The sequence below is a fragment of the Marinococcus sp. LNHM4E3-1 genome (assembly GCF_056034405.1).
Map to the genome: position 1 here is coordinate 25,937 of NZ_JBQLID010000009.1, position 22,921 is coordinate 48,857.

The window sequence follows — 22,921 nt, forward strand, 5'->3', positions numbered from 1 at the left end:
CCTTCTTTTACTCCAGCACGGATGGTACTTTCACCTGGCCGTCTTTTTGGTCCGGCGCATTTTTTAATGCTTCCTCCCGGTCAAGCGATGGTTGAATGGTATCTTCACGCAGTACGTTGTGAATATCCAATACGTGGGATGTCGGCTCCACGTCAGTCGTATCGAGTTCATCAAGCTGTTCAGCAAATCCAATTATCGCATCAAGCTCTTCGGTCAGTTTTTCCAAATCCTCATCAGAAACGGAAAGTCGTGCGAGATGGGCCACGTGCTCCACATCTTCTTTTGAAATATGAGCCATCAGTTTTTCCTCCTTTAAATGCTTCTATCGTTCTTCTGTTGGGACAATACTCTGATCATATCAAAGAAAAAGGAAAGCGGGCAACTGTGCCCACTTCCCGCGCTCACAAATTACTCATTGTATACGTGAACGTACATATCTTCTCCCGGTTCATTCGTAATTAACGCTTCCTGACCGGAGGAGGAATTAATATTCACTTCCACTTCAAGACCGTTTGGAAAAATGTCTTCTGTCTTATCCGCCACGTGCTGAGTAAAGGCAATAATTTCTGTTTTACTGTAAAATTGAATTGGAATATCAATCGTCAGGCTGTCGAGTTCACCATTAACGTAATGACCTTCTCCAACTACACCGACTGTATTGTCAAAAAAGCTGTTCACTTCATTACTAAACTCATCGAACATTTCGGAATCAGAACGGTTATTTTCTTCTGCTTCCGAAGACGGGAACAAATAGTTTGATTCATTTAATTCATTCCAGTTTCCGGGCTCCTGTCCCGGATCAGCCATACCGGTTGCAATAAACGTTCCCGGCACGCTCGAGTCTCTCGGTGCCTCCTGGAAGACGGTAAACATGATCGGCACTTCTTCAATCTGGTCTGCATTATCGCGTTCGTCGTTTCGCAGGCGCTGGGTAATTTCCTCTGCAATACGCTGCGCGTCCTCAAGAGCGTTTTCTTCACTGATGGACTCTTCAAGCCACGGTCCGTATGTACCGTCTTCATATTCCTCGCGGAAGTAATATGTTTCATTCATCGACAGCCCAATGACAATACCGCCAAGTTCAAGGCCGTCGCTTCCCTCTTCCATGTAGTTATGTTCAAGCAGGTTGGACATTGTTCTCGGTTCACCGCGTTCGCGCTCCTCAAACTCGTCTCCTTCACTCCCGGCAAGCGGCGGATTCAGCCCTCTCGGCCTCGTCGTTGGTTCACCGTCGCCTTCTTCGCCTTCCCGCAGCAGCCAGTTATTTAACTCACTGCGTTCAATGACCTGCCCTTCCCGGAAATAGTAGTTATCCTGACTGAACTCTTCCGAAGCAAGCTCCTGCATGCCTATTTCCATCCGCTCCAGATCAAAGCGGTTATAAACAATGGAATTACTGAGCCCCCGGGATTCACCTGTGACGTACTGGCCATCGTCAGTGAGCACCGCCCGGTAGTACTCATCCAGACTTGGAATGCCGGCGCTCAGCGACAGCTCTTCCTCTGATTCCGGCTGAGAGTTCTCTGATTCTGATTCACCCCCGCCAAACAACCCGCATCCTGATAATGCAAACACGGAAGCAGCTATAACAAGGCCGGCTCTTTTCCGCATAATATCATTTCCTCCATTCCCGGCGTTTCCTTCCAGATATTTTTTCCTCTTTTGTGCATCCAGAGGCTTACATTTTTTTCTTTCCCATCTCTATCTTAGAAGGTATGCCCGAGTGAAACAAGCTACTTTTATCTTCTTTTTATTCACTTGTCTGCCCAATTAACTGCTGTTCGTCCCAGACGGTCACGTCCAGTTCTCTCGCTTTTTCCAATTTAGAGCCGGCTTCTTCTCCTGCCACCACGATATCCGTATTGCTGCTGACGCTGCCGGTAACCTTTCCACCCAGCGCCTCAATACGTTCCTTGGCGTCCTTGCGGGTTAATTCCTGCAGCTTGCCGGTAAGAACGACCGTTTTACCGCTGAACACAGTATCTGTTGCCTGTTCAGATTTCCGCGGGCCTTTATATTCCATATTCAACCCGAGCCGGCGCAGCTCGCCGAGCAATACCGAAACGTTTTCCTGTTCAAAATAACTGACAATGGAATCTGCTACCTTCTCACCAATATCATAAATGGCAAGAAGCTGGTCTTTATCTGCCTGTTCAAGTGCCTCCATCGTACCGAATTCTTCTGCCAGCGTCCGGGCCGCTTTGGAGCCGACAAACCGGATGCCAAGGCCGAACAGTAAGCGTTCCAGTGAATTTTCCTTGGACGCTTCAATCGCTCTCAAAAGATTATCAACGGATTTTTCCCCCATGCGTTCAAGCTCAAGCAGTTCATTCCGGTCGAGCTTATAAATGTCTTCAATCCCAGAGACTAATTGATGCGAAAACAGCTGCTGAATCACCTTTTCTCCGAGGCCATCGATATTCATCGCCCCCCGGGAGACAAAATGAATCAACGCTTCCTGCAGCTGTGCCGGACAGTTTGGATTCATGCAGCGAAGAGCCACTTCCTCTTCGAGACGTACAAGCTCTGTCCCGCAGGAGGGGCATTCTGTGGGCATTTCAAATTCCCGTTCATTTCCTTCGCGGAGCTCGGTTAACACCCGCACGACCTCCGGAATAATATCTCCGGCTTTTTTAACGACAATCTGGTCTCCGAGTTTGATTCCCTTTTCCCGTATCAGATCTTCATTATGAAGCGAAGCCCGCTGCACTGTCGTTCCTGCCACCTGAACCGGCGTCAGCTTCGCCGTTGGGGTCACTACGCCGGTACGTCCAACGCTTAAAATAATATCCTCGAGCGTCGTCACCTTTTCTTCTGCCGGAAATTTATAGGCCGTCGCCCAGCGTGGACTTTTTGCTGTAAAGCCCAGGTCCTCCCGTTGGCCTAGATCGTCCACCTTGATAACGATGCCATCGATTTCATAGGAGAGCCCGTTGCGGTTTTCCGTCCAGTAGTCTACAAATTCCAGTACTTCTTCAATGGTTCGGCATTTTTTCGTTTCCGGGTTCACTTTGAATCCGAGCTGATCCATAAAATCAAGCGATTCGGCGTGCGTATTCACGTCCAGCTCATCATCGTTGCCGGCACCATACAGAAAAATATCCAGGTTTCGCTTGGCCGCAATTTTCGGGTCAAGCTGCCTGAGGGAACCCGCAGCTGCGTTGCGCGGGTTGGCAAACGGCTCTTCTCCGTTTTTCTCCTTGTCTTCGTTCAAGCTGAGAAACGAGCGCTCCGGCATAAACACTTCTCCGCGCACTTCAATATCCACTGCTTCTTCAAGACGCAGAGGGATCGCCCGGACCGTTTTCAGGTTATGGGTAATATCCTCTCCGGTTGTGCCGTCGCCCCGGGTCGCCCCGAGCACAAAGCGTCCGTCCTCATAGGAGAGCGATACGGCCAGGCCGTCTATTTTCAGCTCGCACACGTATTCCACATTGTCACCGGTCACCTGGCGCACCCGCCTGTCAAAGTCACGCACATCCTGTTCGTTGAACACATTTCCGAGGCTCAGCATCGGAATCCGGTGCTGCACCTTGCGAAAGCCTTCCAGGGGCGCTCCTCCAACTCGGACCGTCGGAGAGTCGGGAGCCTGCAGATCCGGGAAATCATTTTCAAGCTGGATCAGCTCCTGCAGCCGTTCATCGTATTCAGCATCCGGCACGATTGGATTATCTTTGACATAGTAATAATAGCCGTATTTATCCAACAGCTCACGGAGTTGTTCTACACGTTCTTCTGCTTGCTTTCTCTCCATCGGCTTCGTCCTTTCTACGCTTTTTCAATTGGGGCAAACGTGGCCATCAGCCGCTTGACACCTTCGCTCGGAAAAGCAATATCGAGTTCCATGTCGTTGCCTTCACCTCGTACGCTGACAACGGTGCCGGTTCCCCATTTTTTGTGCTTAGCCTTGTCGCCAATATTCCAGGAAAGGTCACTGCCGCCGCTTGGCGTCGGTGCTTTGCTTTCCCGGGGAGCGGCCGTTGCAGCCTGGCGCTTCCGTTCAAACGGGGAAGCCGTTTTTCCGCCGGCGGAATTCTGCTGCTTTTCTTCACGTCCGGAAATCAGCTCCTGTGGGAGCTCCTGAATGAACCGCGACATTGGGTTTGCCTGCGTTCGTCCGTACTGCATCCGCATGGAAGCGTGGGTCAGGTGAAGCTCCTGCTCGGCCCGGGTCATTCCAACGTAGGCGAGCCTGCGCTCCTCTTCCATTTCTTCGGGCTCAAACAGTGAACGGTTGTGCGGGAAGATCCCTTCTTCCATCCCAATAAGAAATACGGTCGGGAATTCCAGTCCCTTGGCGGAGTGCAGGGTCATCATAGCTACCTTGTCCCGCACGTCGGTGTCATCATTTTCATTTAGGTCAGCCACAAGCGCCAGATCCGTTAAAAAGGAAATTAACGATTTGTCCTCGCTCCGTTTTTCAAACTCCTGGGCGACCGTCATAAATTCTTCGAGGTTCTCGAGGCGGCTCTGTGACTCCAGCGAGCGTTCATTTTTCAATGCTTCCCGGTAGCCGGTTTTCTCCAGGAGCTCTTCGACCAGTTCGGTGACCGAAAGGTAGTCCTGCATCTGCATCCAATGCTTCATCTGCTCGGCAAAGGACTGCAGCTTTTTGACCGGCCCGGCGCCAAGACCAATCTGATCGGCCTCCTGCAGCGCATGGATGAGGGAAATATCCTGACTCGCAGCATACTTTGTCACCTTTTCCATCGTGGAAGCTCCGATGCCTCTTTTAGGCACATTTACAATCCGCCCGAGGCTGATGTCGTCATCCGGATTTGCCACCGTCCGCAGATAGCCGAGCAGGTCTTTGATTTCTTTTCGGTCATAGAACTTGGTGCCGCCAATCATGTTGTACTCCACGCCTGATTTCACAAACATTTCCTCAATCACACGGGACTGCGCGTTTGTCCGGTATAAAACGGCAATATCACCGTGGCGTATATCCTTCTTTCTCGTAATTTCTTTGATTTTATCCACTACGTAATACGCTTCGTCGCGTTCGTTGGAGGCCTGAAAATAGTAGATATTTTCCCCGTCCGGATTCGACGTCCAAAGCGTTTTTTCTTTACGCCCGGCATTGTTTTTAATCACTTCATTTGCCGCGCGCAGAATCGTTTTCGTCGACCGGTAGTTCTGTTCGAGGAAAATAGTGACTGCTTCCGAATAGTCCCGCTCAAAGGAAAGGATATTTTGTATATCCGCCCCGCGCCATTTGTAGATGGATTGGTCTGAATCCCCTACAACGCAGAGGTTGTGACGCTTTGCTGCGAGCATATTCACGAGCATGTACTGCGCCCGGTTGGTATCCTGGTATTCGTCCACATGAATGTACTGGAATTTCCGCTGATAAAACTGCAGCACCTCCGGCACGTCTTCAAACAGCTGGATCGTTTTCATGATCAGATCGTCAAAGTCAAGGGCGTGGTTGTTCCGGAGCCGCCGCTGGTACTCTTTATACACATCCGCTGCAATTTCTTCGAACGGCCCTTCTGCTCTTTCTGCAAACTGATTCGGTGTTTCAAGCACATTTTTATTGGACGAAATCATGCCAAGGATCGCCCGTGGTTCAAACTTTTTCGAATCGATATTCTGATCCTTTAAGATTTGCTTGATAACAGACAGCTGGTCGCTTGAATCCAGTATCGAAAAGTTCCGGTTATAGCCGATCCGGTCGATATCCCGGCGGAGAATGCGGACGCACATCGAGTGAAAGGTCGACATCCAAATATCCTCGGCCACCGGTCCGACGAGTTTGCCGACACGCTCCTTCATTTCTTTGGCAGCTTTATTTGTAAAAGTAATTGCAAGAATTGCGTAGGGCGGGATCATTTTTTCTCTAATTAAGTAAGCAATCCGGTGGGTCAACACCCGGGTTTTTCCGCTTCCTGCCCCGGCCATAACCAGAAGCGGACCTTCTGTGTGCTGCACCGCTTGTTTCTGCGGCTCGTTCATTCCGGATAACATGCGCTCAATGATTTGTCGCTGCATGATGCCACCGCCTTTCATAAGTATTCAGGAACATACGTTCCTGTTTTAGTATACCGAATATTTTTGATTCACGCTACGGCCTGACCGCTTTGACGGTCTGCACTGCTCTCTTTACATCCTCATACACAATATCTCCGACTACGATGGTATCTGCGTAAGCAGCCATTTCCGCTGCCTGCTCTTTCGAACGGATACCGCCGCCGTAAAAGAGCCTTGCTTCGTGTAATGCTTCCCGTGCTTTCTGAACCATTCGCACGTCGCCATATGTGCCGCTGTATTCTATATAAAAAATCGGAAGATGAAACAGCCGGTCCGCCATCGCGGCATATGCTTCAATATCTTCGTCCGTCTGTTCCGTCCTGGCCTTTGTTAATGCTGCTGCCTTGGCATCCGGATTTAAAATACAGTATCCTTCCGCTAGTACTTCCTCCTGCTCGAGCGCGGGGCCCATTTCCTTCAGTGCCTGCTGATGCAGCCCAGTAATCCAGCGGGCATCTCCTGCATTTAACACAGTCGGCACGAGGTAGCAGTCAAAGCCGGGGGTCACCGCTTCTATATTTGAGATTTCAAGCGCACAGGCAACTGGAAACCGACGCACCCGGGCCAGAAGATTCAATGTATTATCAAGGGTAACCCCGTCGCTTCCTCCCACAATGACCGCGTCTGTTCCCGACTCACATATTTGTTCTAAATTCTCGTCGCTGATCGCTTTCGCCGGATCCAGCTTAAAGACATGTTTCCATTCTGAATATGATAGCATCCTGACGTACTCCCTTTATGCAAATAGATAAGCCCAGAGAGGCTCCGATTTGAAGCTGCTAAGATCTGAAACGGCCAAACCTTCCGTGCCTTTCCGCTTTTCATTCCTCAGTCTTTCATTATACCAAATCTACCGCAGTTCCTAAATAAACTTATACCGTTTCCCCCGCAAAAAAACTCCCATCCGGCAGTCCGGCGGGAGTTTTATACGCGTCTGTCTGTACGCTCTATTGTGAGTCCTGTTCCTGTTTTTCATCATGCACACGGTCGAGAGTCATTTGATAACTGTCGTTTCCATAATTCAGGCACCGTTTCACCCTTGATATGGTTGCGGTGCTTGCACCGGTTTCCAGTTCAATTTTGTGATACGTATACCCGTGCTGAAGCATTCTTGCTACTTCAAGCCGCTGGGCAAGTGATTGAATTTCATTAATCGTGCATAGATCGTCAAAAAATTCATAGCACTCATCGATATTTTTTAACGAAAGGATCGCCTGAAAGAGCTGATCGAGCTCTTTCCCCCTTAATTTGTCAATCTGCAACACACTACACTCCTTTTTGGCTACGTGACAGACGAAGGTATTTATTCATAAAGCGACGCGCAAAACAGTTTCATCCAGGCTGAAACTAGCTGATATCAGTACCTACTTTTACAGTTTAACGCATAATGGCAGGAAAGAGTACCATTTTTTTATGAACGTCATATATACCTTTTTGCGTAACCCTGATATACGGGAGATGAGTCGCTGCAAAAAATAAGAGAGAATAAACCGGATCCTCATGCGGATAGCCCCGGGTTTTCAGCGCGGCTACCATTTTTTCATGCTCAACAATAACCTCTTCCATCGGCTTCGAGGACATCAGGCCGAAAATATCCAGGGAAATATGCTCCACCACTTCCCCGTCCTCGACGAGAAAAATCCCGCCTTTATTTTTGATGAGTTCTTCGGCTGCTTTTTGCATATCTTCCTTATGCTTGCCGATCATAATAATATCACCATTGTTATTAAAGGAAGACGCGAATCCGTCCACCTTGGTTGCAAACCCTTTTAAGATCGTATTAACGCGCCATTTTCCGTACCGGTCAATGACCATGAAAAAGGACTCGTCGTGGGTTTTCCACAGCTCATCATTGTTTGCTTCAATGCCGATATGGTAAGGCTTTAAAATAACGGAATTCATCAGCTCGATTCCCATCGGCATCGAAAAGTGAAAGTCGCTGTCCTTTAATTCCCAGTCAATTTCAAGCGGGGTCACCCCGTACTTTTCCCATTCGAAGGGCTTTTTCGGATACAGGTTCGTTTCATTCCTGTATACCCACTGGCCTTTAGCAAGCACGGCTTCAGGCTTAGGCTCGCGTTTATCCGATAAAACATTCAGATGGGCAAGCCGCCCCGGGGCAATCATGCCGATCAAATTATCGAGACCCAGGTGAACCGCCGCATTATACGAGCCCATTTCATACGCATCGATTTCGGGCACGCCCTTGTCCAGGCAGATTTGAATGGTCCGGTCAATAACACCTTCTTTATAAAAGGCCGGGGTGGACCCGTCAGTATTCAGCGTAAAACGGCGAAAGTCCGTGATTCCGGCCTCAAGCAGCCCTTCGATCATGTCCGGAAGGTCCGGCCGGATCGAAGAGTAGCGCAGCGATGTGACGAGACCTGCGTCCAGCCGGCGAAGCGCTTCCTCTGCTGTCATCGCTTCATGCTCGCCGTCCACGCCGAGCAGTGCCATCTGCGTAATCGTCGATACCGAGGAGCCCGGAAGGTGTCCTTCAATCGGCTTATTCAGTTCCTTCGTGTATTGCATCCAGTGCAGGATCGTATCGTTACCCGTCATCACTTTAGGCCACGAGGTCAGCTCTCCCCCCTGGACGACGAGCGGATGCTCCAGCCAGTCCTTCATGTTCGACGGCGAAAACCACCGGTCTTCTTCCTCCAGTTCTGTCTGGGAATCGTACCGGGCCCACCAGAACATGGACGTAGGAAGCTCCCCAAGATCTTCAATGGCAGAAAGCGCCTGGTATTTCTCCATATTTAAAAACAAAAACAAATTATCGTTCACAAGTGTAGTCGTTCCACGCACGGACGCATACTCCGCCAGTGTCTGCGGGCTGTACAACTGGAATGGGTGGGCATGTGGTTCAATATAACCCGGCACCACCCATTTTTCGCTGCAGTCGACGATTTCCGATCCGTCTGTTTTCTCCGGCCATTCAGGCCCGGCGTACATAATGCGGTCGTCATATATCCATATGTGCCCGCGGCTCCAGCTTTTGCGGGCACTATTTAAGTATGTTGCATCTTTTAAAATAATAGAGGGAGCTGTTTCGCCCCTCATCACGGAAAGATGGTCTCTCAATGTTGATTTGCTCCAATGATACAGCTTATTTGCCATCCAAACATCTCTCCTCCTGCACACAGTTCGTTGCTCGATTTCATTTTCCCTATCATATCACAAATGTAAACGCTTTTTTATATTTTCAAGTGACAATTTTGAAACGTTTTCCTTTTTTACAACTGTTTTCATGATTTCACAAAAATAGTGAAACAGTTTCAGTTAATTGTCAGAATTCACTTAAAATATTAGGAAATTTTATTGAAAGACCGATAAAACTGTACTAATATTTTTATCCTGCTCATTGTAACAGAATCCTTTGCCCGAGAGAAAGAAAATGACAGGAAATATAACATAAATTTCATATTCGCTTTGCAAGGTTCATAAAAAAACTGTTTCTGCTGATGGCAGAAACAGTTTTGCTTTTCATTATTGCAGAGCCCGGAAACCAATATCGGTGCGGTAAAATAAATTACCCGTATCGAGTTCCTTTATTTTTTCATATACCTGTGCCTTCGCTTCCCCGAGGGTCGCAGCTTTCTCTGAAAGCAGCAGCACCCGGCCGCCGCTGTTTACATATACGCCGTTCTTTTTTTCCACTCCAGCGAAAAAAAGAAGAGGGCTTTCCGGCACATGATGGATGGGACGGTTCTTTTCATAGGTGCCCGGATAGCCTTTAGAAGCAGCCACTACTCCGAGTACCGCTTCTTCCGACCAGACTGGCTCCGGCCTGCCTCCGTCGAGGAGGGTTACCAAAAGTTCCGCCAGATCCGATTCGAGTCGCGGAAGCACGACCTGCGCCTCCGGATCACCAAACCTCGCATTAAACTCAATCACTTTCGGTCCCGCAGACGTCATCATTAATCCGGCATACAGGACACCGGTGAACGGCGCGCCTTCCTCCATCAGGCCGGAGGCTGCCGGCTGGAGTACTTTTTCCACCGCTTCATCGATGTCTTTTTGAGTAAATTGAGGAACGGGACTGTAAGCACCCATTCCTCCGGTATTGGGCCCTTCGTCGTTATCATATGCACGTTTATGGTCCTGCGCAGCTACCATTGGCACGACCGTTTCACCGTGTACAAAAGCCATTAAAGACAGTTCTTCGCCCTCTAAAAATTCTTCAATGACTACTTCGGCTCCCGCTTCGCCGAACTTGTGGTCTTTCAGTACTTCTTCGAGCGCCTGCAGCGCTTCGGCTTCGGTCATCGCCACGGTGACCCCTTTCCCGGCAGCCAGACCGTCTGCTTTAATAACAATCGGCGCTCCCTGGCGGCGTACATAAGCCTTTGCTTCTTCATATTTTGAAAATGAAGCATAGGCGCCGGTCGGAATATGATAGCGTTCCATGACTTCTTTCGCGTAGGATTTACTTCCTTCAATCATAGCTGCTTTCTCACCCGGACCAAACACACGCAGCCCTTCCTGCTCAAAACGGTCGGCAAGCCCGGCCAAAAGCGGGGCTTCCGGCCCGATCACAGTCAGCTCCACCTTCTTTTCCTTTGCGAAGGCAACCAGGCTTTCCTGATCACTTTCCGCTATGTTCACGCATTCCGCATAATTCTCCATACCGTCATTACCCGGTGCTGCATACACGCGGCTCACACTCGCACTTTTTGCAAAGGCATAAGCGAGGGCATGCTCCCGACCGCCTGCTCCTACTACTAAGACATTCATCGCCATCCTCCTGTTCGAAAACCGTTATATTCATGCTTCACTGGTTTCAAATAAAAGCCCGGGAAGCCATTTCCCGGACCTTTCTGCCGATTTTAATGCTTAAAATGGCGCATACCGGTAAACACCATAGTGATTCCCAACTCGTTGGCCCGGTCGATGGACTCCTGGTCCCGGATCGAGCCGCCCGGCTGAATGATCGCTGAAATCCCCGCTTCCCCGGCTGTTTCCACCGTATCCTGCATCGGGAAAAAGGCGTCGGAGCCAAGTGCGCTGTGCACCGCTTCTTCCCCAGCCTGGTCAATGGCAATCCCCGCCGAGCCGACCCGGTTCATCTGACCGGCCCCAATGCCTATCGTCTGGACATTTTTCGTCAATACGATCGCGTTGGATTTAACATGCTTTACTACCTTCCAGGCGAGCTTCAAGTCTTCCCATTCGGCCTCTGTCGGTTCCCGCTCCGTTACCACCCGCACGTCTGCGTCCAGAAATCCCCCGGTATCCTCATCCTGCACAAGCAGACCGCCGTGAATGGATGTCAGCTGCGAACGCGGCTCTGCAAATCCCTCGAGCGTTACCGTCAGCAGACGGATATTTTTCTTCTGCGTCAGCAGATCAAGAGCTTCCTGGGAAAAACTCGGGGCGATGACAATTTCAAGGAATATTTCCTTGAGCTTCTCTGCGATGGCCTCAGTCACTTCACCGTTAAACGCAACAATGCCGCCGAATATCGAGACTGGATCTGCGGCATACGTTTTGTCGTAAGCTTCTTCGAGTGTTTCCCCAATCGCGACCCCACACGGATTCATATGCTTCACGGCTACCGAAGCCGGGTGCGTAAACTCACGGATCATGCTGAGCGCTGCTTCAGCATCATTAATATTGTTGTAGGAGAGCTCTTTGCCGTGCAGCTGGAAAGCATTTGCAATCGAGCTGAGCGGCCCGATCGGCTCCCGGTAAAAGGCTGCCTCCTGGTGAGGATTTTCGCCGTAGCGCAGATCCTGCTTTTTCTCATACGTCACGGTATACATTTCGGGATGCTTTTCTCCGGCTTCCCGGGTTAAATAATCCGCAATTAACGCGTCATAGGAGGCAGTGTGCCGGAAAACCTTAGCCGCAAGTTTTTTGTTCGTCTCAGCTGACACCGCTCCGCTGTCGTTTAATTCTGTAAGCACAAGCTCATAATCATCCGGATCCACGACGACCGTAACGTCTTCGAAGTTTTTCGCCGCGGCCCTGAGCATCGTCGGGCCGCCGATGTCGATGTTTTCAATGGCGTCCTCAAACGACTTGTCCGGGTTTTCGATCGTTTTTTTGAACGGGTACAGATTTACTACCACCAGGTCAATCGGTTCGATGCTGTGCTCCTTCAGCTGGGCTGTATGAGCATCATCGCTGCGGCGGGCAAGCAGTCCGCTATGTATGTTCGGATGCAGCGTCTTCACCCGGCCGTCAAGTATTTCCGGAAAGCCGGTAACGTCTGAAATACCCGTGATCTGCACACCACTTTCCTCAAGTACGCGGCTCGTTCCTCCTGTGGAGATAATTTCAATTCCCTGCTTTTCGAGGCTTTTGGCCAGGGGAACAATGCCCTCTTTATCTGACACACTAATTAATGCTCGTTTCATGAATGGTTGGCTCCCTCCGTATTGGTTTGCACTGTTTTAAGGGGACGGGCAATCCACTGCTGGACAATTTCCGGATAGAGCCGGTGTTCGACAGCCTGGATACCGGCTGTGAGTGTCCCTAGCGAATCTGTCTCTTTTACATGCAGCGGCTCCTGCGCAATGATGCTTCCAGTATCCATGCCTTCATCGACATAATGAACCGTGACCCCGGTCACTTTTACTCCGGCATCCCACGCCTGCCTGATGGCATCTTTTCCAGGAAAAGCCGGAAGCAGTGACGGATGAACATTAATCATACGCCCGCCGTATTCCGTAAGCAGCGTATCGCCGATTAACCGCATGTAGCCTGCAAGCACGATCCGCTCCGCCCCTTTAGCATATAATTCCTTTACGATTTCAGTTTCAAACGCCGCCTTGTTTTCGTATTCCTTCGGCGAAAAAGCGAACACCGGAATGTCTTCTTCTTCGGCAAAGGCAACGACCGGGGCGTGAGGCTTGTCACAGACAATCAGCACAAATTCCGCTTCGAGCCTCTGCTCCCGGGCTGCACGAACCAATGAACGGGCATTTGAGCCGGTGCCAGAGGCAAATAAAGCGAGCTTCATCAGCACGTCGCCCCCTTCACCTGCACACCGCTGCCATCAGTCACTTCCCCGATGGCCCACGCCTCTTCCCCGGCCTGCTTCAGCGCCTCGAGCATGCTTTCTTTTTCCGCAGCTGGTACAACCGTCATTAAACCGATGCCCATATTAAAGGTGCCAAACATGTCTTCCGGAGACAAATGACCCTCGTTTTGAATGAAGGGAAAAATCTCCGGCTGTCGCCAGCTGTTAACGTCAAACATCGCGCCGCAGCCGTCTGGAAGCATTCTCGGAACATTTTCAAAAAAACCGCCGCCGGTAATATGAGCCATACCTCTGGCTGTTCCTGCCTGCTTAATTACCTTCGCAGCATTCACGTAAATCTTCGTTGGCTCGAGAAGCTCTTCTCCGAGCGGACGCTGAAACGGCGGTACCGTGTCGTTCATCGTAAACAATCCCTCTTCAAACAAAACCTTTCGCACAAGGGAAAACCCGTTACTGTGCACGCCTGAGGAAGCCACCCCGATAATTGCGTCTCCGGGTTCCGCTTTTGATTCAGCCAGAATATCCGCTTTCTCCGCCGCACCTACGGCAAACCCGGCCAGATCATATTCTTCTTCGCTGTACATTCCCGGCATCTCGGCGGTTTCTCCGCCGATAATGGCACAGCCTGCCTGCGCACAGCCATCTGCTACACCTTTCACGACCTGCTCAATTTTTTCCGGGTCTGCTTTTCCCAGTGCCAGATAGTCCAGGAAATAGAGGGGATCGGCCCCCTGGACGGCGATATCATTTACACACATCGCCACTACATCCTGGCCGATCGTGTCGTGCTTATCCATTTGAAAAGCAAGCATTAATTTCGTACCGACACCGTCTGTGCCCGATATGAGCACGGGCTCTTTGTAAGGAAGTCCGGAAATATCAAACATACCGCCAAAACCACCGAGAGCCCCCATCACTTCCGGGCGGCCAGTACGGGCAATGTGTTTTTTCATCCGCTCTACCGCCTGGTATCCTGCTTCAACGTCTACACCGGCCCGCTTGTAAGCTTCAGACATCCGTAGGCCCTCCTTTGTTAACCATTCATAATTTTATCGTGCGGGTGGAGCGTATCGTCATAAATTTCTGTAGGGTATCTGCCGGTAAAGCAAGCGAGACACTGACCGCAGTTCGGCTCGCTTTTGTCCCGGCCGATGCCGTTCTGCAGGCCTTCAATGCTGATAAATGAGAGGGAATCCGCCTCCATCAGATCGCGCATTTCATCGACGGTGTAATTCGAAGCAATCAATTCCGCTTTCGTTGACGTATCTATTCCGTAAAAGCATGGGTGCGTAATCGGAGGTGACGTAATGCGTACGTGCACTTCGGTGGCTCCCGCATCTTTCAGCATGCGGACGATCCGTTTGCTTGTCGTTCCGCGGACAATTGAATCATCCACCATGACAACCCTTTTGCCTTCCACGACCCCGCGGACGGCCGAAAGCTTCATTTTCACACCCTGCTCCCGCAACGCCTGCGAAGGCTGGATGAACGTCCGGCCGACATACCGGTTTTTAATCAGCCCAAGTTCATATGGCGTGCCGGTAGCTTCGGCATATCCGATAGCGGCGGAAATCGAAGAGTCCGGCACTCCGGTCACTACGTCCGCTTCCACCGGTGCTTCTTTAGCCATTTCTTTACCAAGATTTTTTCTGGCAGTATGCACATTAATATTGTCCACATTGGAATCCGGACGGGCAAAATAGACATATTCCAGGCTGCAGATCGCCCGCGACGTAGAGGCTGAAAACAGCTCTGAACGCATGCCCGAGTCGTCAATGCTGACAATTTCTCCCGGCTGCATGTCCCGGACGTACTCAGCACCGATCACGTCGAACGCACACGTTTCCGAAGCGACCACGTACGTGTCTCCAATTTTTCCAATCGTAAGCGGACGGAGGCCGTTCGGATCCATGGCGCAAAGCAGCTTGTCCTCCGTCATGACCGCAAAAGCATATGCTCCTTCAATATAGGAGAGGGCATCCTTCAGCTGATCCTCAAAGCGGGTTTCATCGCTTCTCTTGATCAAATGGGCAAGCACCTCGGTGTCTGAGGTGGATTGAAAAATGCTTCCTTTTCTTTCGAGTTCCTCTTTCACGTGGTTGGCATTCACAAGGTTTCCGTTATGCGCAATCGCAAGTCCCGTCGTCTGTGACTGAAAAAGCAGCGGCTGGCAGTTCACAAGACCGCCTCCGCCTGCCGTAGCGTAGCGTACGTGCCCAACGGCTGAGCTTCCCTGCAGCTGTTCAAGGTCCCCTTCTTTAAAGGCTTCCGTAATAAGACCGAGTCCTTTGTGGCTCGACAGTTTATCGCCGTCGCTAACGACGATGCCTGCCCCCTCCTGGCCGCGGTGCTGCAGACTATGCAGCCCGTAATAGGTCAGCTGTGCGGCCTCCTCGTGATTCCAGACAGCAAACACACCACATTCTTCGTTTAAGCCTTTGATTTCACCAAGCATGGAATAGCTCCTTTCCAGGCGTTCTCCAACTCCTTGGCAGAAGCTTGAAGAATCGTCTCTCCCGATTCTTTGAGTAAGTGCAATGTCGCTTCTTCTGTCACTCTGCCGGCGTATCTTGCGTCTGGCACTGTCTGTTCAAAGGCTTTCCGGTTTTCCGGTGTTACCGAAATCACATAGCGTGACTGCGTTTCAGCAAACAATTCATTGACAACATCCCCGGCAATTACTGCTTCCGCTCCGAGTCCGGTGCCAAATGTGCTTTCCGCAAGGGCAACGCCGAGACCGCCTTCGGATACGTCATGCGCCGATTGAACCAGTCCTTCCTGAATAGCCTTTAACACGTCGCGCTGTCGCCTGTATTCGGTGTCAAGATCAAGCTCCGGAGCCCGGCCGTCAATAGACCCGGTCTGCATTTCCTGAATCTCGCTGCCGCCAAAGTCTTCCCCTGCTTCCCCGATAATATATACAGCATCTCCCGGTTGCTTAAACTCCTGGGTTGTAATATGGGCAAGCTCTTTAATCAGCCCTACCATGCCAACGACCGGCGTCGGATAGATCGCGCCGTTCTGCGTTTCGTTGTAGAGGGATACATTGCCACCGATAACCGGTGTTTCAAGGGTTTTGCATGCTTCAGTCATTCCATCAATCGACTTCTCAAACTGCCAGTAGATTTCCGGTTTTTCCGGATTGCCGTAGTTCAGGCAGTCAGTCAGACCGAGCGGAAGCCCGCCTGAGCAGATGATGTTGCGGGATGCTTCTGCAATAACGATTTTCCCGCCCTGCTCCGGATCAAGTCCGAGGTAGCGTGCATTGCAGTCAGTCGTCATCGCAAGCGCTTTGTCTTTCCCGCGTACGCGGAGTACCGCTGCGTCAGACCCCGGCAATACGGCTGTGTTGGTGCGGACCATGTAATCATACTGGTCGTAAACCCATTCCTTGCTGGCGACCGTCGGCTGCTTTAACAGGTCCGTGAGCGTTTCCTTCGCATCATTCACGTCCGGTCTCCACGCTTCCTGCTGCTGGCGTTTGCGGAATGCATCGGGTTCCCGCGACTCAGGATAATACACCGGCGCGTCTTCAGCCAGCGCATCCACGGGTACGTCCGCCACCTTCTCCCCGCCGTGCCAGAGCACAAGGCGCTGATCATTAATCACATGGCCGATTTCCGCTGAATGAAGTCCCCAGCGGCTGCAGATATCGTGAATCTCTTTCTCTTCTCCCTGTTTTACAACCAGAAGCATCCGCTCCTGGGACTCGGAGAGCATCATTTCATATGGGCTCATGTCGAGCTCCCGCTGCGGTACCGTATCAAGGTTCATTTCGATCCCTGACCCCGCCTTGCTGGCCATTTCTGCTGAAGAAGAAGTCAGCCCTGCCGCTCCCATGTCCTGAATCCCGACAAGCGATTCACACTTCACGAGTTCGAGGCATGCCTCAAGCAGCAGCTTTTCCATAAATGGATCACCCACCTGCACGGAAGGACGCTTGCTTTCCGATTCGTCGCTGATTTCTTCCGAAGCAAAAGTAGCTCCGTGGATACCGTCTTTCCCGGTGCTTGCACCGACATAAATAACTGTATTTCCGGCGCCGCTTGCAATACCTTTCTGAATATCCTTATGATCAATGAGCCCAACGCACATTGCGTTGACGAGCGGGTTGCCCTCATAGCTCGGGTCAAACTGCACTTCGCCTCCGACTGTCGGCACGCCGATGCAGTTTCCGTATCCGGCAATCCCGGCGACAACCTCTTCAAATAAATATTTCACCCGCGGCTTGACGAGTTCTCCAAAACGAAGCGAATTCATAATGGCGACCGGGCGCGCCCCCATTGAAAATACGTCCCGGAGAATACCGCCTACTCCGGTGGCTGCACCCTGGTAAGGCTCAATCGCTGACGGATGGTTGTGGCTTTCCATTTTAAACACAACCGCCTGCTCGTCGCCGATGTCGATGATGCCGGCGCCTTCCCCGGGCCCCTGCAGCACGCGCTCTCCCTCTGTCGGAAATTTTTTCAGCTGGGCTTTGGAATGCTTATAGCTGCAGTGCTCCGACCACATGACTGAAAACAGGCCAATTTCTGTATAGTTTGGCAGGCGCCCGAGAATTTTTTTAATCATTTCGAATTCTTCGTCTTTAACGCCCATTTCCTGATAGATTTTTTCCTGTTCAATCTGCTCTGCGGAAGGCTCAAGTAGTAAGGACATGGGATTTCCTCCATTGCTTCAATATTGACTGAAAGATTTTCAATCCGTCGTCACTGCCGAGAATCTGATCGGTTGCTCGTTCCGGGTGCGGCATCATGCCCATCACGTTGCCCTGTTTGTTTATAATGCCGGCAATTGCCTCTTTGGAACCGTTAAAATTATCTTCATAGGTGAATACAATCTGGTTGTTAGCCTGCAGATCCTTTAGGGTCTCGTCGTCGCAATAGTAGTTTCCTTCGCCGTGGGCTACCGGGATCGTAATTCGCTCGCCCCTGGCGTATTCGGAGGTAAAGCCGGTTTTATGATTCGCCACTGCGAGGCGGGCCGGGCGGCAGATAAACTTCAGCGACCGGTTCCTCTGCATGGCTCCCGGAAGCAGTCCTGCTTCAAGCAGCACTTGAAATCCGTTGCATACGCCGAGAACCGGCTTGCCTTTTTCCGCCTGCTCCACGACGCTCGCCATGACCGGGGCAAAACGGGCGATAGCCCCGGAACGAAGGTAGTCTCCGTAGGAAAATCCACCGGGCAGAAGAATACCGTCGTAATCCGCGACGCTTTCTTCGGTGTACCAGACTTTATCCACCGGCTCCCCGAGACCTTCCTGGATTGCATAATACATATCGTCATCACAGTTGGACCCTGGAAACACGATCACCGCGAACCTCATCAGGACACGCCCTTTCCGATCGTATACGTGTAATCTTCAATCACCGGATTGGACAGGAGCTTTTCACACATTTCTTCGATCCGGGCTTCAAGGTTGCTTCCTTCCTCTACTTCGAGTTCAATATACTTGCCGGTCTGAACAGATGCCACTTCATGGTACCCCATCGTCTGCAGGGCATTTTCAATCGTACTTCCCTGCGGGTCAAGTACTCCCTCTTTTAATGTCACATACACTTGAACGTTAACCATGTGCAGCTCCTCCTAATCGCTGTAATATTTCGGTATAGCCTTCCTGAAGAGAACCAATCCCGTAACGGAACAAATCTTTATCAAACTTCTGGCGGGTTTCTTTATCCCACAGCCGGCACGTATCCGGAGAGATTTCATCGGACAAAAGCAGCTTTCCGTCCTCTGTCGTGCCAAACTCAATTTTAAAATCAACAAGCAGCAGGCCGTGGTCGGAGAAATGCTTCCAGAGCGTTTTATTCACATGTTCGGCCATCTGCTTCATGTCCTTAACCTGCGACGGAGAAGCGGCCTGCAGCAGCCGGATATGATCATCGTTAATCAACGGGTCCCCAAGCTCGTCATCCTTGTAGTAGAATTCCACTACCGGCTGATCGGTTTCAGTACCTTCCCCGATACCAGTGCGCCGGTGGAGACTGCCGGCGACAATATTACGTACTACAACCTCAAGAGGGATAATCGTCGTCTTCCTGACCGCCTGTTCGGTTTCAGAGAGCCGGTCCACGAAGTGGTTATTTATGCCTTCTTCATGAAGCTTTTGAAACAGCAGGGAAGAAATTTCATTATTCAGCTTGCCCTTCCCAACCAGCACTTCTTTTTTCTCCCCGTTAAACGCGGTGGCATCGTCTTTGTATTCTACCCAGAGCGTATTTTCCACGTCTGTTTCATACAGTTTTTTGGCTTTTCCTTCATACAATAGAGCGCGTTTTTCCATCGCAGGCTCCTCCTTTGGACTATCCCTTATTATTCGATGCCGGCACGGGCGAAGATCGTATCGACTTCCTTCATGTGATGACGGTGGTCAAAGCAGTCCTCGATTTCTTCACTGCTTAAAACATTCGTGATGGCCGGTTCATTTTCTACAAGCTCCCGGAATGGGATGCCTTTTTCCCAGGCCTCCATCGCTTTTGGCTGAACCGTGTCATACGCTTCCTCGCGCACCATGCCTTTGTTGATCAGTGTAAGCAGCACGCGCTGCGAGAAGACAAGGCCAAGCGTTTTATCCATGTTTGCTTTCATGTTGTCTTCAAATACTGTCAGGTTTTTCACGATATTGCCGAAGCGGTTCAGCATATAATTAAGCGCCGTGGTAGCGTCCGGAATAATAATTCGTTCGGCCGAGGAGTGGGAAATATCTCGTTCATGCCAGAGCGGCACATTCTCATAAGCGGTAAGCATATGGCCGCGGATGACCCTGGCCAGGCCGGTCATGTTTTCCGAACCGATCGGATTTCGTTTATGCGGCATCGCTGATGAACCCTTCTGTCCTTTGGCGAAGAACTCTTCTACTTCCCGGGTTTCACTTTTTTGCAGGCTGCGGATTTCGACAGCCATTTTTTCAATCGACGTGGCAATTAAAGCGAGAGTGCTCATGTAATCTGCGTGACGGTCCCGCTGCAGCGTCTGCGTCGATACCGGCGCTGCCTGCAGGCCGAGCTTCCGGCAGACTGACTCTTCAATAGCCGGCGGGATGTTGGCAAATGTTCCAACCGCTCCCGAAAGCTTCCCAACGCGGATGCCTTCGGCCGCTGCGTCAAAACGTTCGAGATTGCGCTTCATTTCCTGATACCAGAGCGCAAGCTTGATGCCGAAGGTAGTGGGTTCTGCGTGCACACCGTGGGTGCGTCCCATCATAATCGTATGCTTATGCTCTTTTGCTTTGTTTTTTAAAATTTCGAGAAACTGCTCCAAATCTGAGCGCAAAATATCGTTGGCCTGCTTAATCAGGTAGGAAAGAGCGGTGTCCACAACGTCGGTGGAGGTCAGGCCGTAATGAACCCATTTGCGCTCATCGCCGAGCGTCTCCGACACCGCCCGGGTGAATGCCACAACGTCATGACGTGTTTCCTCTTCAATCTCCTGGATCCGTTCGATGTTAAAGGAAGCATTGTCTCTTATTTTTTTCACGTCTTCCTTTGGAATGTCCCCAAGCTCCGACCAGGCTTCGCAGGCGCATATTTCGACCTCAAGCCAGGCGTTAAAGCGGTTCTCTTCGGTCCAGATGGCACCCATTTCCGGGCGTGTGTAACGATCGATCATAATCAGGTTCCTCCACTCTTCTCTTTAATAATTAACTCTCTATGTACTGCTTCCAAACGTCCGTGGACCTATCAAGCGCATCCTGTAGATCCTCGCGGAGCACCGTCCAGTGCCCCATTTTCCGGCCGGGCTTGGCTTCATCCTTGCCGTACAGATGCACATGGTCCTTGCTCCACTCTTCCATATGCGCAGTTACCGCTTCGACGTGTTCACCGAGAATGTTGGTCATAACCACCGGCTGCTTCAGTCCAGCAGGTCCAAGTGGAAGACCGCAGACAGCGCGGATATGCTGTTCAAACTGGGAGGTTTCACATGCCTCAATCGTATAGTGACCGGAGTTGTGCGGCCTCGGCGCCACTTCGTTTACATACACTGTTTCATCATCTGTAACAAACATTTCCACTGCCAGGGTGCCGACAAGATCCACATGTTCGGCAAGCCGGTGGGCAATACGGATCGCTTCTTCATTCACAAAACGCGATATTCTTGCCGGTACAATGGTCTGGTGCAGAACATTATTAACATGGATATTTTCTCCGACCGGAAACACGCCGGTCTCCCCGTGCACGCTCCGGGTGACAATGCAGGAAATTTCTTTTTGGAACGGAATCCACGCTTCAAGTACGAGCTCTTTGCCTTCGCTTCCCCCAAGGGCTTCAAACGCTGCTTCTGCATCTTCTGCTGCTTTTAACACTACCTGTCCCTTGCCGTCGTAACCGCCGCGGCATGTTTTCAGCACGCTCGGCACACCAATCTCTTTTACCGCTGCCGATAGCTCTTCGCGGGAGGTCACCTGATGGTACGGAGCTACTTTAATATTCGCTGCTTCAATGGTCTGTTTTTCACGAAGGCGGTGCTGCGCCGTATGAAGCAGCTGGCTGCCCTGCGGAAGATAAAGAGTATTTTCCAGATGCCTGGCTGTCTCTGCGTCAATATTTTCAAATTCATAGGTTAATACATCACAAGCTTCTGCCATTTTGTCCGCCCCGGCACGGTCGTCATAAGATGCTTCAATTTCAACATCTGCCACCTGTCCGGCGGGCGAGTCTGTTTTTGGTTCAAGAACGGCCACACGGTAGCCCATTGGCTTGGCCGCAAACGCCATCATCCGTCCGAGCTGTCCTCCTCCAAGTATTCCGATTGTCTGTCCGGGTTTCATTACTTTCCCCATAATTCATCTCCTGACTGCATGACCTGCTCACGCATTTGCTCTCTACGCTGCTGCAGCTTATCTGCCAGCTTTTCATCAAAGGCTGAAATCATCTGAGCGGCCAGAAGTCCGGCATTTGTCGCTCCAGACGTTCCGATGGCCACAGTTGCTACCGGCACACCGCCGGGCATTTGAGCGATGGATAAAAGCGAATCCCATCCGCTTAAAGCCTTGGACTGAACCGGGACCCCGATGACCGGCAGCGTCGTTTTCGCTGCTATCATACCCGGGAGATGAGCTGCTCCCCCGGCACCGGCAATAATCACTTTTATTCCTCGTTCTCTTGCCTCTGCCGCGTACTCAAACATATAATCCGGCGTCCGGTGGGCGGATACGATGTTCTTTTCAAACGGTACTCCGAGCTCATCGAGCACCTCGCATGCCTTCTGCATTGTGTCCCAGTCGGACGTACTGCCCATTACTACTCCTACCTGCGGTTCCACTTGCGCCACCCCTTTGCTTTTTCCTCACGTGCTTTTTGACATAAAGAAGCCCCGGTGCCAGATCCATCCCTAAAAAAGGATAGTCTTCCGCACTCCGGGGAAGGTCTCGTGAACGTATATGCTCTACTATAGAAGAAAAATTCAAGCCGAAGCTTCCACTATTTCAGATAAAGGCTTCGTTTGATCATTCTCCTCATAGTCCAGCAATTTACGGTTGCCGGGTAGAGACGCTCGAGCCTTATTCCCGAAAGTATATGAGGATTGTCATCGTTCTGCTTTTCTTGCTTACGTGTTACAGCTTAACAAGTTGTTATATTATCTGTCAATCAAAATTCGAACGATTAGAATAAACTTAGATTAAATGTTCGTTTATTTCTTTTTTGCTTCAAAACTGATTTCCTGCCTCACCGGCACATACTGTGTTTCTCCGTTAATAGTCTGCTCTTCAAATACAGGCTTTTCCATTCTGCGCACCGGCATAAAACCTTCTGCAGCAATCCGGGAGAGACACTCTTCCACTGTTTCTTCTTCCTGTACGTAAAACGTCTGTTTATTTTTCTTTTTAGCCATTCGTGTCGCTGCTCCTTATTTCTTTACTTCTATGCTTCCAGTATAACAGGTTCTTTCTAAAAAAAACGA

At 50.7% G+C, this 22,921-nt stretch carries 20 protein-coding genes and 1 riboswitch; all 20 genes read right to left on the reverse strand.

The genetic code is table 11. The annotated features are described in order from the left end of the window. Positions 1-7: 7 nt before the first annotated feature. Positions 8-298, reverse strand: coding sequence for an Asp-tRNA(Asn)/Glu-tRNA(Gln) amidotransferase subunit GatC (gene gatC / locus ACTRXI_RS10885; RefSeq protein WP_091615876.1), 291 nt, complete (start codon positions 296-298; stop codon positions 8-10). A gap of 110 nt (positions 299-408) precedes the next feature. Further along, positions 409-1,611 (reverse strand): CamS family sex pheromone protein, encoded by a 1,203-nt coding sequence (locus tag ACTRXI_RS10890; RefSeq protein ID WP_474262454.1) that lies wholly within the window; start codon positions 1,609-1,611, stop codon positions 409-411. A gap of 139 nt (positions 1,612-1,750) precedes the next feature. After that, positions 1,751-3,754 (reverse strand): NAD-dependent DNA ligase LigA, encoded by a 2,004-nt coding sequence (ligA, locus tag ACTRXI_RS10895; RefSeq protein ID WP_474262455.1) that lies wholly within the window; start codon positions 3,752-3,754, stop codon positions 1,751-1,753. Positions 3,755-3,768: 14 nt separating this feature from the next. After that, the gene (pcrA, locus tag ACTRXI_RS10900; RefSeq protein ID WP_474262456.1) at positions 3,769-5,991 is read right to left on the reverse strand and encodes a DNA helicase PcrA; all 2,223 of its coding nucleotides are present in this window, start codon (positions 5,989-5,991) and stop codon (positions 3,769-3,771) included. A gap of 73 nt (positions 5,992-6,064) precedes the next feature. Continuing rightward, complete coding sequence (gene pcrB / locus ACTRXI_RS10905; protein ID WP_474262457.1) at positions 6,065-6,751, reverse strand: heptaprenylglyceryl phosphate synthase; 687 nt, start codon at positions 6,749-6,751, stop codon at positions 6,065-6,067. 226 nt (positions 6,752-6,977) lie between these two features. After that, positions 6,978-7,292 carry a YerC/YecD family TrpR-related protein gene (locus tag ACTRXI_RS10910; protein ID WP_022793704.1) on the reverse strand — a complete coding sequence of 105 codons (315 nt, stop codon included), beginning with the start codon at positions 7,290-7,292 and terminating at the stop codon, positions 6,978-6,980. A gap of 115 nt (positions 7,293-7,407) precedes the next feature. Continuing rightward, positions 7,408-9,150, reverse strand: a complete 1,743-nt coding sequence (locus ACTRXI_RS10915) for an adenine deaminase C-terminal domain-containing protein (RefSeq protein ID WP_474262458.1) — start codon at positions 9,148-9,150, stop codon at positions 7,408-7,410. 369 nt (positions 9,151-9,519) lie between these two features. Continuing rightward, complete coding sequence (purD, locus tag ACTRXI_RS10920; RefSeq protein ID WP_474262459.1) at positions 9,520-10,767, reverse strand: phosphoribosylamine--glycine ligase; 1,248 nt, start codon at positions 10,765-10,767, stop codon at positions 9,520-9,522. A 92-nt stretch (positions 10,768-10,859) separates the two neighbouring features. Then, the gene (gene purH / locus ACTRXI_RS10925; protein WP_474262460.1) at positions 10,860-12,392 is read right to left on the reverse strand and encodes a bifunctional phosphoribosylaminoimidazolecarboxamide formyltransferase/IMP cyclohydrolase; all 1,533 of its coding nucleotides are present in this window, start codon (positions 12,390-12,392) and stop codon (positions 10,860-10,862) included. Further along, positions 12,389-13,000, reverse strand: coding sequence for a phosphoribosylglycinamide formyltransferase (purN, locus tag ACTRXI_RS10930; protein WP_474262582.1), 612 nt, complete (start codon positions 12,998-13,000; stop codon positions 12,389-12,391). The genes purH and purN overlap by 4 nt, the downstream gene beginning before the upstream one ends. Next, positions 12,997-14,034, reverse strand: a complete 1,038-nt coding sequence (purM, locus tag ACTRXI_RS10935) for a phosphoribosylformylglycinamidine cyclo-ligase (protein WP_474262461.1) — start codon at positions 14,032-14,034, stop codon at positions 12,997-12,999. The genes purN and purM overlap by 4 nt, the downstream gene beginning before the upstream one ends. 17 nt (positions 14,035-14,051) lie before the next feature. Further along, complete coding sequence (gene purF, locus ACTRXI_RS10940) at positions 14,052-15,473, reverse strand: amidophosphoribosyltransferase (RefSeq protein WP_474262462.1); 1,422 nt, start codon at positions 15,471-15,473, stop codon at positions 14,052-14,054. Then, positions 15,449-17,677: a phosphoribosylformylglycinamidine synthase subunit PurL gene (purL, locus tag ACTRXI_RS10945; RefSeq protein ID WP_474262463.1), complete on the reverse strand. Its 2,229-nt coding sequence runs from the start codon at positions 17,675-17,677 to the stop codon at positions 15,449-15,451. Before purL ends, purF begins: the two co-directional genes overlap by 25 nt. Beyond that, a complete protein-coding gene (purQ, locus tag ACTRXI_RS10950; RefSeq protein WP_474262464.1) occupies positions 17,661-18,344 on the reverse strand; it encodes a phosphoribosylformylglycinamidine synthase subunit PurQ in 684 nt (227 codons plus the stop codon). The genes purL and purQ overlap by 17 nt, the downstream gene beginning before the upstream one ends. Next, positions 18,344-18,592 carry a phosphoribosylformylglycinamidine synthase subunit PurS gene (gene purS / locus ACTRXI_RS10955; RefSeq protein ID WP_474262465.1) on the reverse strand — a complete coding sequence of 83 codons (249 nt, stop codon included), beginning with the start codon at positions 18,590-18,592 and terminating at the stop codon, positions 18,344-18,346. Before purS ends, purQ begins: the two co-directional genes overlap by 1 nt. Beyond that, positions 18,585-19,304 (reverse strand): phosphoribosylaminoimidazolesuccinocarboxamide synthase, encoded by a 720-nt coding sequence (gene purC / locus ACTRXI_RS10960; RefSeq protein WP_474262466.1) that lies wholly within the window; start codon positions 19,302-19,304, stop codon positions 18,585-18,587. The genes purS and purC overlap by 8 nt, the downstream gene beginning before the upstream one ends. Before the next feature lie 29 nt (positions 19,305-19,333). Further along, positions 19,334-20,629: an adenylosuccinate lyase gene (purB, locus tag ACTRXI_RS10965; protein ID WP_474262467.1), complete on the reverse strand. Its 1,296-nt coding sequence runs from the start codon at positions 20,627-20,629 to the stop codon at positions 19,334-19,336. A gap of 31 nt (positions 20,630-20,660) precedes the next feature. Next, positions 20,661-21,800 carry a 5-(carboxyamino)imidazole ribonucleotide synthase gene (purK, locus tag ACTRXI_RS10970; protein WP_474262468.1) on the reverse strand — a complete coding sequence of 380 codons (1,140 nt, stop codon included), beginning with the start codon at positions 21,798-21,800 and terminating at the stop codon, positions 20,661-20,663. Then, positions 21,788-22,282 (reverse strand): 5-(carboxyamino)imidazole ribonucleotide mutase, encoded by a 495-nt coding sequence (gene purE / locus ACTRXI_RS10975; protein WP_474262469.1) that lies wholly within the window; start codon positions 22,280-22,282, stop codon positions 21,788-21,790. The genes purK and purE overlap by 13 nt, the downstream gene beginning before the upstream one ends. 176 nt (positions 22,283-22,458) lie before the next feature. Next, positions 22,459-22,560: riboswitch (purine riboswitch) on the reverse strand. A gap of 91 nt (positions 22,561-22,651) precedes the next feature. Next, a complete protein-coding gene (locus ACTRXI_RS10980) occupies positions 22,652-22,852 on the reverse strand; it encodes an NETI motif-containing protein (protein WP_474262470.1) in 201 nt (66 codons plus the stop codon). Positions 22,853-22,921: the final 69 nt, after the last annotated feature.

Bases quoted from the DNA above. Each gene is read 5' to 3' on its own strand.
- pcrB (WP_474262457.1), bottom strand. From the start codon at position 6,751: ATGCTATCATATTCAGAATGGAAACATGTCTTTAAGCTGGATCCGGCG.
- gatC (WP_091615876.1), bottom strand. From the start codon at position 298: ATGGCTCATATTTCAAAAGAAGATGTGGAGCACGTGGCCCATCTCGCA.
- purS (WP_474262465.1), bottom strand. From the start codon at position 18,592: ATGGTTAACGTTCAAGTGTATGTGACATTAAAAGAGGGAGTACTTGAC.
- ligA (WP_474262455.1), bottom strand. From the start codon at position 3,754: ATGGAGAGAAAGCAAGCAGAAGAACGTGTAGAACAACTCCGTGAGCTG.
- ACTRXI_RS10915 (WP_474262458.1), bottom strand. From the start codon at position 9,150: ATGGCAAATAAGCTGTATCATTGGAGCAAATCAACATTGAGAGACCAT.
- ACTRXI_RS10980 (WP_474262470.1), bottom strand. From the start codon at position 22,852: ATGGCTAAAAAGAAAAATAAACAGACGTTTTACGTACAGGAAGAAGAA.
- purC (WP_474262466.1), bottom strand. From the start codon at position 19,304: ATGGAAAAACGCGCTCTATTGTATGAAGGAAAAGCCAAAAAACTGTAT.
- pcrA (WP_474262456.1), bottom strand. From the start codon at position 5,991: ATGCAGCGACAAATCATTGAGCGCATGTTATCCGGAATGAACGAGCCG.
- purF (WP_474262462.1), bottom strand. From the start codon at position 15,473: ATGCTTGGTGAAATCAAAGGCTTAAACGAAGAATGTGGTGTGTTTGCT.
- ACTRXI_RS10890 (WP_474262454.1), bottom strand. From the start codon at position 1,611: ATGCGGAAAAGAGCCGGCCTTGTTATAGCTGCTTCCGTGTTTGCATTA.
- purL (WP_474262463.1), bottom strand. From the start codon at position 17,677: ATGTCCTTACTACTTGAGCCTTCCGCAGAGCAGATTGAACAGGAAAAA.
- purM (WP_474262461.1), bottom strand. From the start codon at position 14,034: ATGTCTGAAGCTTACAAGCGGGCCGGTGTAGACGTTGAAGCAGGATAC.
- purK (WP_474262468.1), bottom strand. From the start codon at position 21,800: ATGGGGAAAGTAATGAAACCCGGACAGACAATCGGAATACTTGGAGGA.
- purB (WP_474262467.1), bottom strand. From the start codon at position 20,629: ATGATCGATCGTTACACACGCCCGGAAATGGGTGCCATCTGGACCGAA.
- purQ (WP_474262464.1), bottom strand. From the start codon at position 18,344: ATGAGGTTCGCGGTGATCGTGTTTCCAGGGTCCAACTGTGATGACGAT.
- purH (WP_474262460.1), bottom strand. From the start codon at position 12,392: ATGAAACGAGCATTAATTAGTGTGTCAGATAAAGAGGGCATTGTTCCC.
- purD (WP_474262459.1), bottom strand. From the start codon at position 10,767: ATGAATGTCTTAGTAGTAGGAGCAGGCGGTCGGGAGCATGCCCTCGCT.